Annotated in this window: 11 protein-coding genes and 3 pseudogenes; 5 read left to right on the forward strand and 9 right to left on the reverse strand. The window is 58.4% G+C overall.

Annotated elements, in window-relative coordinates; genetic code table 11:
* Positions 1-140 precede the first annotated feature (140 nt).
* Both ACTGJ9_RS38455 and ACTGJ9_RS38460 read right to left on the reverse strand, forming a co-directional pair.
* On the reverse strand, positions 141-1,541 hold the full coding sequence (locus ACTGJ9_RS38455) for an aminotransferase (protein ID WP_456675247.1): 1,401 nt from the start codon (positions 1,539-1,541) through the stop codon (positions 141-143).
* Positions 1,542-1,551: 10 nt separating this feature from the next.
* Positions 1,552-3,064, reverse strand: a pseudogene (locus ACTGJ9_RS38460) (NAD-dependent succinate-semialdehyde dehydrogenase).
* Positions 3,065-3,213: 149 nt separating this feature from the next.
* Here ACTGJ9_RS38460 and ACTGJ9_RS38465 point away from each other — a divergent pair.
* On the forward strand, positions 3,214-3,690 hold the full coding sequence (locus tag ACTGJ9_RS38465; protein ID WP_456675248.1) for an Lrp/AsnC family transcriptional regulator: 477 nt from the start codon (positions 3,214-3,216) through the stop codon (positions 3,688-3,690).
* Between the two features lie 955 nt (positions 3,691-4,645).
* Positions 4,646-4,792 (forward strand): hypothetical protein, encoded by a 147-nt coding sequence (locus ACTGJ9_RS38470; protein ID WP_456675249.1) that lies wholly within the window; start codon positions 4,646-4,648, stop codon positions 4,790-4,792.
* Between the two features lie 177 nt (positions 4,793-4,969).
* Here ACTGJ9_RS38470 and ald read toward each other — a convergent pair.
* Positions 4,970-6,081, reverse strand: a pseudogene (gene ald, locus ACTGJ9_RS38475) (alanine dehydrogenase).
* Between the two features lie 308 nt (positions 6,082-6,389).
* Between ald and ACTGJ9_RS38480 the strand changes: the two are divergent.
* The 3 genes from ACTGJ9_RS38480 (at position 6,390) to ACTGJ9_RS38490 (ending at position 8,853) form a co-directional block, all read left to right on the forward strand.
* Positions 6,390-7,112 carry a LuxR family transcriptional regulator gene (locus ACTGJ9_RS38480; protein WP_456675250.1) on the forward strand — a complete coding sequence of 241 codons (723 nt, stop codon included), beginning with the start codon at positions 6,390-6,392 and terminating at the stop codon, positions 7,110-7,112.
* A gap of 94 nt (positions 7,113-7,206) precedes the next feature.
* A complete protein-coding gene (locus ACTGJ9_RS38485; RefSeq protein WP_456675251.1) occupies positions 7,207-7,839 on the forward strand; it encodes an acyl-homoserine-lactone synthase in 633 nt (210 codons plus the stop codon).
* Between the two features lie 60 nt (positions 7,840-7,899).
* A complete protein-coding gene (locus ACTGJ9_RS38490; protein WP_456675252.1) occupies positions 7,900-8,853 on the forward strand; it encodes a LysR family transcriptional regulator in 954 nt (317 codons plus the stop codon).
* Here the strand turns inward: ACTGJ9_RS38490 and ACTGJ9_RS38495 are convergent.
* The 6 genes and pseudogenes from ACTGJ9_RS38495 to trbK-alt all read right to left on the reverse strand — a co-directional run bounded on the left by ACTGJ9_RS38495 (position 8,826) and on the right by trbK-alt (position 13,569).
* Complete coding sequence (locus tag ACTGJ9_RS38495; protein WP_456675253.1) at positions 8,826-9,068, reverse strand: DUF2274 domain-containing protein; 243 nt, start codon at positions 9,066-9,068, stop codon at positions 8,826-8,828. The two genes, ACTGJ9_RS38490 and ACTGJ9_RS38495, sit on opposite strands and share 28 nt — an antisense overlap.
* A gap of 5 nt (positions 9,069-9,073) precedes the next feature.
* Positions 9,074-10,279, reverse strand: coding sequence for a TrbI/VirB10 family protein (locus tag ACTGJ9_RS38500; RefSeq protein ID WP_456675254.1), 1,206 nt, complete (start codon positions 10,277-10,279; stop codon positions 9,074-9,076).
* Positions 10,276-11,224 (reverse strand): annotated as a pseudogene (gene trbG / locus ACTGJ9_RS38505) (P-type conjugative transfer protein TrbG). The gene ACTGJ9_RS38500 and the pseudogene trbG overlap by 4 nt, the downstream one beginning before the upstream one ends.
* Before the next feature lie 27 nt (positions 11,225-11,251).
* Positions 11,252-11,932 (reverse strand): conjugal transfer protein TrbF, encoded by a 681-nt coding sequence (trbF, locus tag ACTGJ9_RS38510; protein ID WP_456675255.1) that lies wholly within the window; start codon positions 11,930-11,932, stop codon positions 11,252-11,254.
* A gap of 47 nt (positions 11,933-11,979) precedes the next feature.
* Positions 11,980-13,209, reverse strand: a complete 1,230-nt coding sequence (gene trbL / locus ACTGJ9_RS38515; RefSeq protein WP_456675256.1) for a P-type conjugative transfer protein TrbL — start codon at positions 13,207-13,209, stop codon at positions 11,980-11,982.
* Positions 13,210-13,212: 3 nt separating this feature from the next.
* Positions 13,213-13,569 carry a putative entry exclusion protein TrbK-alt gene (gene trbK-alt / locus ACTGJ9_RS38520; RefSeq protein ID WP_456675257.1) on the reverse strand — a complete coding sequence of 119 codons (357 nt, stop codon included), beginning with the start codon at positions 13,567-13,569 and terminating at the stop codon, positions 13,213-13,215.
* Between the last annotated feature and the right edge of the window lie 4 nt (positions 13,570-13,573).

The raw sequence follows: 13,573 nt of genomic DNA on the forward strand, positions 1-13,573 counted from the left end.
CTGCCGCCAATGTCTACAGTTCGCAATTTTGTGCGACGACTGCTCTGGCATTGGATATCGCTTCTCGTCGACTTACGACGTATAGTGCTCGGCGTAGGAGGGCAACTAGATCGCATGCGAATACCGACCAGACCCACGCTTCAGGGCAGTGCCGATCTTTTGGCGAGTTCGTCCATTACTCGTTTGGTAGCTCGATAGGCCAAATCGACAATCTCGTCGATCTCACTTTCGGATACGACAAGAGGCGGAGCAAAGCCTATTATGTCGCCATGCGGCATTGCTCGCACGATGAGCCTCAGATCACGCGCAGCTTTCGAGATGCGAGCGCCCACCTTGAGCTGCGGATCAAACCGGCGCTTCTTCTGGCGATCCGCAACGAACTCGACAGCACCGAGCAGACCCACGCCGCGAACTTCTCCAACGATCTCGAGCTGAGCGAACCTTTCCCTGAGCCGTTTATGAAAGTGCGCGCCCACGGTCCGCGCGCGATCGCTCAGTCGCTCTTTCTCGAAAATATCGATCACCGCGTTTGCTGCAGCGGCTGCAATCGGATGACCGGAATAGGTGTATCCGTGGGAAAAGGCTCCTACTACATCAGCTGCTTCTTCCATCACAGCATATACCCTTTCACCAACGATGACTCCAGACAGAGGCACGTAGCCCGATGTCAGCCCCTTGGCGACTGTCACCAGATCCGGCTCCATCCCGTACAACGTACTGCCGAAATCGGCGCCGGTTCGACCAAATCCGCAAATCACCTCATCGGCGATCAGAAGAACGTCATAGCGCTTGAGCACAGCCTGAATTTCGTACCAATAGCCCGCAGGTGGGGGTATAATGCCCCCAGTCCCGAGTACTGGCTCAGCGATGAAGGCGCCGACACTCTCCGGCCCCTCGCGCACAATGAGCTGTTCAAGCTCGGCTGCGCGCCGTCGGGAAAAAGCCTCTTCCGTCTCGCCTAGCTCAGCACCCCAATAGTAGTGCGGCACGCCCGTGTGCAAGATGCCTGGAAAAGGTAGGTCCATGTGATCGTGGTAAAAGGACATCCCAGTCATGGAACCCGAAATGACCGAACAACCGTGGTAGCCGCGCTCGCGCGAAATGATCTTCTTCTTTTTAGGCTGACCACGTAGATTGCTGTAATACCAGACGAGCTTTGCCTGGGTCTCGTTCGCGTCCGATCCCGACATCCCATAAAAGACTTTGCTGGGTTTACCAGGGGCCATGCGCACTAGACGATCTGACAGGGTTGCCAGCTGTTCGGTCGTGTGAGCCGCGTAGGAATGGTAGTAGGCCAACTTGTATGCCTGCCGCGCGATAGCCTCCGCTACCTCCGTCCGGCCGTATCCAACATTTACGCAATAAAGACCAGCGAAACCGTCTATGTAACTACGTCCCTCTGCATCTTGGATTCGAATACCTTGCGCGCCTGTGATGATCGTCGGCTCACCGCTTTTGCCACTGGCGAATTCGCTGAGCTGGGTGAAAGGATGCAGAACAGTGGAGCGATCTAGTTCAGCAATAGTTTTTGTGTCAATCACATCGAACCTCCTAGGCGGCCAAATCACCGAAGCACACGTATTTTAGCTCCATATATTCCACCATGCCGTGGCGCGACCCTTCGCGACCCAGTCCGGACTGCTTCCATCCGCCGAACGGAACTGGAGGCCCCGTAAACGAAGCCGTATTGATGCCAACCATGCCGCACTCGATTTGCTCAGCGAGCCGAAGAGCTCGACGCAAATTGTTAGTATAAATGTATCCAGCCAGCCCCATTTCGTTAGCGTTTGCGCGCTCGATCACCTCTTCTTCAGAATCGAACGGAAGCACAGCAGCGACCGGCCCAAATGTTTCATCACGCGCGATGAGCATGTCTTCAGTAACGTCGCTCAGCAGCGTTGGAACAACAAAGTTTGGCCCGAAATCCGCGCTCGGATTAACCGAGAGCACTCGCGCTCCCTTTCTCGCAGCATCATCGATTTGTATCCTGCACTTCTCCGCTACTGACAACTTGGTCATTGGACCGACTGTTGTTTTGGCTTCCAGGCCATGGCCAAGTTTGAGCTGCGCCATTGCCCTAGCGAGAGCCTCGACGAAGGGGGCATAGATGCGCCTTTGTACGTAGATGCGGTTCGCCGCCAGACAGTCCTGACCTGAGGTAGCGAATTTTGCCGCCATTGCCCCTTCGACGGCCTTTTGGAGATCGACATCGTCAAAGATCACGAAGGGGGCGTGCCCCAAGCTCAAGCGAAACTTTCTTTAGTGTGTCCGCCGCCCCCTCAAGAAGCAGACGACCGACTTGGGTAGAACCTGTGAACGACAGAGCGCGCACCCTCGTGTCGCGCAACAGAGGCACCGACAATTCAACGGGATCGCCAACGAGCACCTGAAACACGCCAGGCGGTACGCCAGCCTCCTCGGCCAACCTAGCAATGGCAAGCCCAGAGAGCGGCGTCTCGGGAGCAGGCTTGACAATTATAGGACAACCCGCGGCGAGAGCAGCTCCCGCCTTCCGCGTAATCATCGCAACCGGAAAGTTCCACGGGGTAATCGCTGCCGCGATACCGATTGGCTGCATTCGTACGTGAAGCAAACTTCCGAGCTTGTGGCTCGGAATCGTTTCCCCGTATGCGCGCTCCCCTTCCGCAGCGAACCACTCGAGAAATCCGGCACCATAGACGATTTCCTGGCGCGCCTCAGCGAGCGGCTTGCCTTGCTCGCTCGTAATCACGATAGCGAGCTCTTCGGAATGCTCGATCATCAATGATGCCCAAGTCTTCAGAATCATCCCACGGCTTGCGGGCAGAAGTTCCCGCCAAGCACGAAACGCCCGTTCAGCTGCCGCGATTGCGAGGTCCATATCTGCGGCGCTGCAATGAGATACATCAGCAATCTCCTCGCCAGTCGCAGGATCAACCACAGCGTCCCTTTGCTTGCTTGCAACCCACTGACCATCGCGAAACGCAGCCCCCACCAGAAAATCGAGACGCCGCAGACTTTCGAGATGTTTAGCAGCAAGACCGACCGACCGTACTTTCTTGTTTTGGATACTATGAGAAATCATTGAAACGTCTCACCTCGGTCATCTCTTGATATTGCCTCTGCATCCAGCATACTTGTGCTGGCGAACTATTTGCGTCAGATTTTACTGTGACGGGAAGATTTCCTGCACCAAATAGTCACTTTCCGGCGAGATTCACCTGGAGCGTCAGCATGCAATACGACCGAACAGACGCGCGCATCCTCGAGATCGTGCAGAAAGACAACCGCCTAACTTCGGAGCGGATTGGCGAAGTGGCCGGCCTTTCTGCTACTGCGTGCCAACGACGGCTGAAGAGGCTTCGTTCGGAGGGCATCATTGAGGCCGATGTTTCGATCGTCTCGCCGAAGGCGGTCGGGAGAGCTCTTCAAATGCTTGTGTTAGTGACCCTTGAGCGTGAGCGTGCAGATATAATTGATCGCTTTAAGAAGGCGATCAAATCGTCGACGGAAGTCGTCAACGGATTTTATGTTACTGGGGACGCTGACTTTGTCCTTTACGTTACCGCGCGTGCCATGGATGACTATGAGCAGTTCACACGCCGATTTTTCTATGAGAACCCGGACATCAAAGGATTCAAGACGATGGTCATAATGGATCGCGTCAAGACGGGCTTCGCCGTTCCAGTCGAGGTTCCGTCCGAAGTGTGACGTCTGCGTATCTCACCTAAGCAGCTTCGTTCTTTGTGCGGTCGCTCACCTTATGGATGCAATCAATCGCGCTGTCGCCAGGCAGTCCATCCTATTGTTTACCAGCGAAGCTGGCATAGGCTTCTCCGATTAGATCAGAAAACGATCACGCTATGTGGTTGTGCCTCGAAAGCTCTGGCCCGACAAATGCACTACGTGGACACCATGCATAGGTTAATCGGGTTCCGGGCGGAGGTCACGTCCAAGGCATGAGCCCAAATGAATCTTTTTCGTTGGATTATCGGCTTGATATCGACCCAAGCGGTATTTGGACTGATCAGATAGCTCCTTGGAATGTGGGAACAGCGGGCAAGGTGCGGGATCTTGCTGCCAAAGACAACTCCGCCATCTAGTTTTGCGGCGATCGCGTATGCTTGGGATCCGCTGTTCGGCGAACGCTGGGGTATGGCCCATTCCTACGCGGCAAGGATTTGAGGTGCATGTACACGGATGAGCGGCCAGATGTTTGCCGTGAGCTGCCGAACTCGATGTTTGACGAAGGCTACTGCGCGGCCATGCCGCCCGGCTTTCTAACATCAGGAGGGGTTCAACCAGTTCGCGATTCTTGTGTCGCTCGGAAGGAACTGGAGGCGATGAGCACAATGCATTCCTTCCAATCAGAGGGAGAAGGTTTGTGCAGAGATGCCTTTGTCGCAGTCGAGCTCGAATCGTTCTGGACAAGCGCCAGCGGAGCAAGATCCGGGAGGACTGATCGATGCCTTGGCGGACGTCCTGCTGGAGCCCTGAGGCGGAGAATTGGCGATGAAGCGAGGCGATGATGAACATCAAGATCGATCCCGATTAATGTGGTACGCTGGATCGATGCGTTATTCGATATCGAGCGAGCGCTCCGTTGACGGCAAGAGCGACCCCGACCGTCTTGAGGTACGCCAGACGTTGAGCGGACCTCCGGTCGATGATTTTCGCGCTGTGCTATCGGGCGGCGAAGCGATTTGGCAAGCTTCACCACTTGCGCGAGGATGAGCGGGTATCTCTTCCAACAATCGCGGCGAAAGAGAGCGGCGAGGCGTTGCGCTTGGGTGAAAGCCTTGTACTTCTGTAGCTCCGATCGCGGCGAACGGCGTTCGGCGGGTATGTCCGGTTGACTGCATGGACCGATCCCAGGTGCCAAGGCTTTATCAAGCTCCGTTGATCCGATCGAACAGACCTTAAAAAAGGGCCACCCGCAAGGTGGCCCTTCAAGTCAGGGAGGAAACGCCCCCGGCGGAGGCCTCTTGGATCAGGCCGCAGCCTGATCAATTGGTGAAAAGGGCAGGCCCAGGCTCTCCGCCACCGCCTTGTAGGTGAGACGGCCGCGATAGACATTCAGGCCAGCGCGCAGATGTGGATTTTCGAGCACGGCCGCAAATCCCTTGTTGGCGAGTGCTAAGCCGAACGGGAGCGTAGCGTTATTCAGCGCGTGACTGGACGTCAGCGGGACGGCTCCCGGCATGTTTGCGACGCAGTAGTGGATAATGCCGTCCACCTCATATGTAGGGTCCGCGTGCGTTGTAGGACGCGAGGTCTCGAAGCAGCCCCCTGATCGATCGCTACGTCAACCATCACCGAGCCTTTGCGCATTGAGCTTAACATGGCGCCGGTCACAAGCCTTGGTGCGCTTGCGCCGGGAACGAGAACGGCGCCAATCACGACATCCGCCGCGAATACCTCTTCTTCAACGGACGCTATCGTCGAGAATTTGGTACGCACTCGCCCTTCGAACAGTTCATCCAGCTCGCGAAGCCGGGGAATCGAACGATCGAGGATTGTGACTTCGGCACCAAGGCCTGCCGCCATCCGTGCAGCGTGACTGCCGACAACGCCCCCTCCAATCACCACGATTCGAGCGGGTTGGACGCCGGGCACGCCGCCAATCAGCAATCCCCGCCCACCGGCGTATCGCTTCAGTGCCGCGCCTGCCGCTTCGATCGCAAGTCTTCCCGCGACCTCGCTCATTGGGGCGAGCAGCGGAAGCCCACCTTGCGCGTCGGTGACGGTTTCATAGGCAACTGCAATGCACCCAGCATTGATGATTGCCTTAGCCTGCTCCGGATCCGGAGCCAAATGCAAGTAAGTGAAAAGGATCTGGTTTTCCCGCAGTTGTGTCCATTCAGATGGCTGCGGTTCCTTGACCTTTACGATCATTTCACAAGAGGCAAATACCTCGCGAGCAGAGGGCGCAATCGTCGCGCCAGCGTCGCGATATTTGTCGTCTGTCGCGCCAATCCCGTCACCGGCACTGGTCTCGACCAACACGCTGTGGCCAGCTCCCACGTATTCGCGGACGGCACCAGGCGTTAGGCCCACGCGGTATTCGTGCGTCTTGATCTCCTTGGGAACACCGACCTTCATTTCCAATCTCCCTGGTGAGCGGCTCTTTGTAATCGAAAGAATGCTACAAACCTGCAAGTCGGAAGGCCAAACGGCGCAGCATTCCGGCGATCTTGACCCTCCGCCTGCAGGATTTCTGATGGACCTACCACACACAGCCAAATCTAGTGATGGTGATAACAGTAACCGCGAGAAATCGGCAGACCGATACGGCCTCGACACCACTGGCCTGCGCGTCACGAGCTCTTCTTTGTTTTGCCCCATTCACAGTGATGCTCGATCTGATAATACGAGAAGCGCGTACGGGGAGGCCCGCGGGTTCATCAAAGATGGATCGGGTTTTTCAAAGATTTGCTGAGCGGTTGACCGAAAGCACACATCCAGATGCAGCTCAGCAGAGCATGACCGATGTCACGACTGCGCTGAACTTTGGTTGCTTCGCATACCTTGCCTTACCCAGCAGGCCCGGCAGTGCTCCTAACCTAATCTCGACATATCCATCTTCCTGGACGGCTCTCTATTTGCAGCGCGGGTACGACTGCGTCGATCCGGTCGTGCGCCGGGCGATCCGTCAGGCTAAGCCCTTCCGATGGGGGCTTGGGATCGAACCGCAAAATCGATCTGAGTCCGAACGCGCGCTGTTCGAAGAAGCCGCCAAATTTGGGATTCGCTGCGGATTCACATTCCCAATCCACGACGACCAGGGCGTGATCGCCGCGTTGAGCTTTGCGACCGACGAGCATCGAGTGGGCTTCGATCGCTCGCTAGTCAAGCACGCCCAGAACCTGCGGCTCATCGCCACATTTTTCCATGCACATGCAAAGCGCTTTTGGACAATTGATCGCCTGGTAGGTGGCGCGCTGCTGTCTCCTCGCGAGCATGAATGTCTCGAATGGTCCGCGCGCGGCAAATCAGCCGGGGAGATCGGAACCATTCTCGGCATAGCAGAGCGAACCGCGGGATTCCATTTGGACAACGCCCGTGCGAAGCTCGGGGTCAGCTCGCTTCGTCAAGCCATCGTGCTGTTAACCGAATCGAAATCTCGAAAGTAAACACTCCGACCGCCGTGAACACCTGTGTAACTGCACAGGTGGCGCTTGCCTCGCCCTCTCTGCTTATTTCTCCAAGCAAAGCAGGGAGGCCAGTATGATTCAGCTTATCACCCCCGAGCACTACGGCGAGTTCGTTCACGAGCTCGCCGAGATACACCGGCTGCGCTATCGCGTTTTCAAACAGCGCCTTGACTGGAGCGTCGAGACCAGCGGCGACATGGAGATCGATGAGTTTGATGTGCTTCGACCGGTGTATCTAGTAAACCGCTCTCTTGCCGGACGTGTTCAGGGTTGCGTGCGACTTCTACCATCGACCGGCTCAACGATGCTGAGAGACACCTTCGCCATTCTTCTCGAGGGGAAACCGGCGCCACGAAGCCGTCAGGTCTGGGAGAGCAGCCGATTTGCACTGGATATTCGTCCCGACGTGCCGAAAGCGAGTGGCGGACTTGCTGCCGCCACTTACGAGCTGTTCGCGGGCATGATTGAGTTCGGCCTTTCCATCGAACTGACCGAAATCGTCACTGTCACCGACGCGAGAATGGAGCGCATTCTTCGGCGCGCGGGCTGGCCGCTCCGCCCGATCGGGAAAGCTCGTCCTCTCGGAAACACCGTAGCGATAGCAGGATACCTAGAGGTGTCGACCGCGGCCTTGGAGCGTATCCGCAAGATGGGGCGCATCGCAGGTCCGGTGCTCTGGGCTCCAGTGATCCGAGCGGCCGCTTAGGCCTTTCGAAGGAAGTCCAGTTGCGGCATTGATATCGGGATCTCCGCTTGAGCTCTAGAGATGCACAATATCTTTCGATCAGCACCTTCTACTCAGGCTGGTAAAGCGATCGAACTGAGACACCTGAGATCGGCCGTGGCCGCGGCCGATTGTGGCAGCTTTCGTGGAGCCGCGGAGTTACTGAGGTCGCAACAGTCGAGCCTCAGCCGGAGAATTGCCGAACTAGAACACCACTTGGGTATCGCTCTTTTTGAGCGGCATAGCGGAGGTGTCCGCCCAACGCGGGCCGGCTGCAACGTTCTTCGGCTGGCGAGAACTATTCTGGAAGAATTCGACGCACTCATCGCGACCGCGAGATCCGCTGAAAACAGCGAAAGTGGGCGGCTGAGTGTCGGCTTCTGCCCTTCGCTTTCGCCAAGCAGTCTGCAACGCTCGCTACTCGAGTTCAAACGGGCAGTCCCGCAGATCGAACTTGTCACGGTTGAGCGATCACGCACTCGCCTGGCAGCTGCACTTCGCAACGGCAGTCTCGATGTCGTGATCGTCACAGGGAAGCTGCCGTTACTCGACAACAAACCAATATCGTTATGGAGCGAGCGTGTTCTGGTCGCCTTACCCCATGATCATCCCCTCGCCCCGCGCGACACCATCTACTGGACGGACCTGCGTGGCGAGACGGTGCTGCTGAGTCATGACGATTTCGGAAACGAGTTGGAAGACCTCATAATTTCCAAACTCGTGTCACCTGAGGATCGCCCCAAAATCGAGCGCCATGACGTCAGCCGCGGCATGATCAAGGGCCTGATCAGCATGAACACAGGAGTCAGTCTTGTGCTACAATCCGACACGGGCATCAACTATGCAGACCTCGTCTACCGCGAGCTGTGCGACGACGCCGGTCCGAGCCGCTTTGAGTTTTTGGCATACCGGCGAGCCGACAATGAAAACCCTGCCGTGATCGCCTTCCTCAAGTTGCTCTGCGAGCGCTATCCCTCACCTCCGCTCGGACGCTGACGCGCCCGTCGAGCCTTCCGGAAGCTCCTGTCGGCTGCCATGAACCGCTCCAACATGGGTGCAATAAGCTTGGCAGGATCCCCGACCGATTGTCCTGTCTCCTTTGAGAGGATATCGGCATAGGCCACGAGATCCCGGTGGATGCTCGCCGGCAGTTCGTGCGTGAGCTTAACCGGCTTGTCGTCTTCGATTGCTCCGAGTTTTAATTTCGGCATGGCTCTTATCCTCTGTATGGCTCGAGCACCAGGTCGCGGTTTACAATCACGCGCACCGGAAATCCCGGACGGATCGTCAAGGTGGGCTGGATGTTGAGATTGCGACGGACCACCTGCTGGCCCGTCTGATTCATCGAATCGCCTGCCGCGCGACGGAGCGCGGCGACGAGGTCGCTGTTGGTGTTACCGGTCTCCGCGCCGGAATTCACCTCGGTGCCCACAGCAAGCAGGGTCGCGAGCGCAGCCGCTCCCAACAATTCCTTCCAATGGTTGTCGACCTGGTCCTCAAGGCCGGAGTAGCCCGCCGCATCGGCACCGGGCTGACGCTCCAGCACGATGGATCGGCCATTCGGCATGATGAGCCTCGTCCAGACCAGGAGCACGCGCGACTGTCCGAATGCGACCTGGCTGTCGTAAGTGCCGATGAGCCTTGCTCCCTGCGGGATAAGGCGAGCCCGCCCCGTGGGACTATCGTACACCGCTTCCGTCACCTGCGCCGTGATCTGGCCTGGCAGATCGGAGCGGATGTCCGTGATGAGGGCAGCTGGAATAACGGTGCCAGCTTGAACGACAAAAGGCGAGGCCGGCTTCACCAAACGGTCGGAGCTCGTTGTGCGCTTATCGACAGGTCCATTGACGAAAGCGAGTTTTCGATCCTGCGCGTTCTGGGCGAAGGCCTCATCGGAGGAGCTCGACGCCGTTGAAGGCGCCTCTCCCGGCGATGTCACGGCTGCCGGGGGCCGGACATTGGTACTGGCAAAGACCTTGCTGATGCGCGCCGCCTCCGATTCCTGATTGACCCGCTGCTGTTCCGCATCAAGGCCAAGGGTACTCGATGAGGACGAGCCTTGGGCCGCAACGATTGGCCGGCCAAGATCGCCCGGCAAAGGCGGTCCAAGCCGTGGCACGTCCTTAGGCAACGCGGCATAGTCTTTGGGTAATGTCGTAACCTCATCGGCGACGTTGTGGTGGTCGGTCGAGTAAAGCTCTTCCGGAGCAGGCGATTGCGATCTCCTGCCCTGCAGCGCCCAGAAGGCGGCGCCGCAGATGAAAACGAGGACCACAGCGCTGGCCCCTGCAAGCGCTTTGCGGGACAGGCGCGCAACTTGCGGGGGCGCGGCATGGAGCCTCAGGCGTTCACCCAGCTCTTCCGACGTCGCGGGCCGAGCAGCATTGTCACCTTGTCCATTCCCCCGATCAGTGTCGGTCACGAGGATCTCCCGTCAGTTCGCACAATTCGGACCTTCTGCTGGTGCTCCCCGCCCAGTTTCAGTTCGGCGGCTGCGAAGAGGCGGTCGACGATCAGCATGTTTCCAAAAGTGCGATAGTTCACGAGTTCGGTCTCGCCGTTAGTCCCGATGACAAAGAGTGGCGGCATTTCGCCTTGCGCAATACCGGCGGAGAATTCGATATAGACCTTGCGGCCGTCATCATAGGCATTGACGGGACGCCACGGCGGACTGTCTCCTTCGATGCTGTAACGGTACCGACGCTGTGTCAGATCCGGAATCATGGGGGTGGGCGGCAGAGTTTTGCTACGCGAAGCTCTGTCCTCGGGATAAAACCACGCGACCGATGGCATGTACGGCTTCTCGCGGGAGCGAAGCTCGATCAGGTAGGTGCGCCTATCGGTGTTGACCACGAGGTTGGTCTCGATCGTAGGGCGGGTCGGTTTCACCATGATATGCACACGGCGCGTATCGCCGCTGCCGCTCTCGGTGTCGCCAACGACCCAGCGCACGGTATCTCCGGCGGCGACCGGCCCCGAGCCGATCAGCCGCTCGCCCGGCTGCAGCGCAATATCAGTGATCTGCCCGGGCGCGGCATAGATCTGGTAAAGCGCGCCCGGACTGAAGGAAAACACCTGCACAGCATTGAAGTAGCCGGCCTTTCGGGGCTGCACCCTTGCGGCATCGTTTGCCGTTTCAATGCGCTCGACGGGCTCTTTAGCCTCCGCATTTTTTCCGCCTCGCGCTGGCCGCCACGGCGGGCGGAACATGCAGCGGGCGTGGACGATCCTCGGCAAGCGCCGGCAGGTCTGGCAGCGGCGGGACATCGCTATCATAGCTGATCTGCGGAGGCTTGAAGACGGTGCAGCCGCCGAGGGCAGACACAGAGATCAGAAGAGCGAGCCCCAGGCGTGGCCGGACTCTCATGAACAAATACAGGACCTGATAGCATGGCTAGCCGAGCTCCTTCGACCAATTGATTGCGTTGACATAGATGCCGAGGGGATTCTTCCGCAGGCGGTCGAGGTCGCGTGGCACTTCCACGACGACGGTGAGGATCGCGCTCCACCGCTCAGTTGTGGCAAGCTGACCGTTGTCATAGCGGCGTTCGATCCAGGCTAAGCGAAAACTCTCGGGCGAGGCTCTGATGACGCTTGAGACCTCGATGGCCACTTGTGTTTTTCCGAGCTTGTCGAACGGATTGTTGGTGCGGGCATAGTCATTGAGCGCGGCAGCACCGCGATCGGTGACAAAATCGTAGGCGCGCAGCCAGTCCTGTCGCAGCACAATGGCGTCCAGCGGCAGGGCGCGTACATGCTCGATGAACCGGGCCAGGTGAAACGCGATTTGCGGATCGCTCGGTTGATAGGTAGCAATCGCGGGCGCGACAGTTTTCGCCTCACCCAGCTGGTCAACTTCCACAACCCATGGCGTGACGGTCCCTTGGGCCGACTGCCAGACCAGGGCGCCGGCAAAGCCTGCGGAGAGAAACAGACAGGCAAAGGCCATTAGGCGCCAGTTCTTGGCCTGGACACGCGCTGAGCCAATGCGGTCATCCCAGACTTGCGCGGCGCGCTGATAGGGCGTGACCGGCGCGGGGCTGCGGCCATAGTGGACGGCCGATCGTTTGAACATGGTTTGAACCTCAAGATATGACTGAGAATGGATTTCAGAAAGAAGCGTCAGCGGTCCTCTTGCGAGAGATCGACCGACCCACCACTCCCACCGTGCTCGCCTGAGCGAACCGCCTGCGTCGCGGCTGATGCTCCATGACTGATCGTCTGGGCGCGCTTCATGCGGCGGACCCATGAAGGTGGGCTTTCAGAAGAAGCGGAAGAGCTATTGGCGGCACCACCGCTCGTACCACCAGCTCCGGCAAAACGAGCGGCGAGGGAGCGCAATGGACTTGCCGCAGTCGGGGCACCCGCGGCCGTCGCGCCGGACAGTCGACCTCCGCCAAACCCGCCGCTCGTAACAGCTCTCGCCCCGTTGGCGGCACCAGCCGCCGCAGGGCCGGCCAACGCAGCGCCGGCTGAGGCAAGACCGGCTCCGGCCGCCACCACACCACCGGCCGCAAGGCCCGCACCAATGGCTGAGCCCGCACCGAGTTGGGGCCCTCCGGAGACGATGCCGTTGGCGATACCGGGGCCGAAGATGCCGAGGGCCAACAAGGAAAGAGCGCCCAACACCAAAGCCATCGCATTCTCGATTGTGGGCTGGCTGCCGCCAAAGCCGGCCGTGAACTGCGAGAATAGGGTCGAGCCAATGCCGACGATCACGGCCAGAACCAAGACCTTAACGCCTGAAGAGATGACGTTTCCCAGGACCCGCTCCGCCGCAAAGGCTGTTTTTCCGAACAGGCCGAAGGGGATCAGCACAAACCCTGCAAGTGTCGTTAGCTTGAACTCGATCAGAGTGACGAAGAGCTGGATTGCCAGAATGAAGAAGGCAAGCAGCACGATAATCCAGGCGAACAGCAGAACCGCGATCTGGACAAAGTTTTCGAAGAAGCTGACGTAACCCATCAGGGAGGAGATCGAGTCCAGGATCGGCCGCCCGGCATCCAGCCCAACTTGCGCAATGCGACCTGGCCTTAAAAAATCTGCTGATGAAAGACTCGTGCCTGAGGCCTTAAGGCCTAAAGAGGCAAAGCTTTCGAAGACGATGCGCGCGAGGCTGTTCCAATTGCCGATCAAGTATGCAAACACACCGACAAACAGGGTTTTCTTGACCAGACGGGCAATAATGTCCTCTTCGGTCCCCAACGACCAGAACAGGCCCGCAAGCGTCAGGTCGATGGCGGCAAGCGTGGTCGCGAGATATCCGACTTCGCCGCCCAAGAGACCAAATCCGGAGTCGATATATCGGGTAAAAGTCTCCAGGAATTGGTCGATGACACCGGTGCTGCCCATCGGTTACTCACTTTGCGTAGGAACGGTGGGGTAGCCGGAAGGCAGGCGGCTATTGTCCTTTGGCGGCACGGATGATGACGGCCCAGCGCTTGGCGGCTCACTATCCGAACGTGGCGAAAACCTGTCCTTTTGATTGAGGAATTGCCGGCGCTGCCCGGCCCAGATCTTCTGGCATTCAAGAAGAGCGTCCCGCTGCTCGTACGTGACGGCGCGGCAACGCTCAAGCTTCGCCGCCACAGGATTTTCAACGTGATCTAGCGAGGCATTCGACTGAGCTGTTTCGGCTTCGTTGCCACGGAGCTGGATTGCGCAGGCGGCAACGACAAGGACAGCGAGCGTCAAGGCGATCGCGGTAGACATCCGT

The organism is Bradyrhizobium sp. RDM12 (assembly GCF_051917485.1).
Lineage (GTDB): Bacteria > Pseudomonadota > Alphaproteobacteria > Rhizobiales > Xanthobacteraceae > Bradyrhizobium.

Excerpts from the sequence above, each read along its gene's own strand:
- trbK-alt (WP_456675257.1), bottom strand. The coding sequence starts at position 13,569 with ATGTCTACCGCGATCGCCTTGACGCTCGCTGTCCTTGTCGTTGCCGCC.
- ACTGJ9_RS38490 (WP_456675252.1), top strand. The coding sequence starts at position 7,900 with ATGCACAATATCTTTCGATCAGCACCTTCTACTCAGGCTGGTAAAGCG.
- ACTGJ9_RS38480 (WP_456675250.1), top strand. The coding sequence starts at position 6,390 with ATGGATCGGGTTTTTCAAAGATTTGCTGAGCGGTTGACCGAAAGCACA.
- trbF (WP_456675255.1), bottom strand. The coding sequence starts at position 11,932 with ATGTTCAAACGATCGGCCGTCCACTATGGCCGCAGCCCCGCGCCGGTC.
- ACTGJ9_RS38465 (WP_456675248.1), top strand. The coding sequence starts at position 3,214 with ATGCAATACGACCGAACAGACGCGCGCATCCTCGAGATCGTGCAGAAA.
- ACTGJ9_RS38495 (WP_456675253.1), bottom strand. The coding sequence starts at position 9,068 with ATGCCGAAATTAAAACTCGGAGCAATCGAAGACGACAAGCCGGTTAAG.
- ACTGJ9_RS38470 (WP_456675249.1), top strand. The coding sequence starts at position 4,646 with ATGATTTTCGCGCTGTGCTATCGGGCGGCGAAGCGATTTGGCAAGCTT.
- trbL (WP_456675256.1), bottom strand. The coding sequence starts at position 13,209 with ATGGGCAGCACCGGTGTCATCGACCAATTCCTGGAGACTTTTACCCGA.
- ACTGJ9_RS38485 (WP_456675251.1), top strand. The coding sequence starts at position 7,207 with ATGATTCAGCTTATCACCCCCGAGCACTACGGCGAGTTCGTTCACGAG.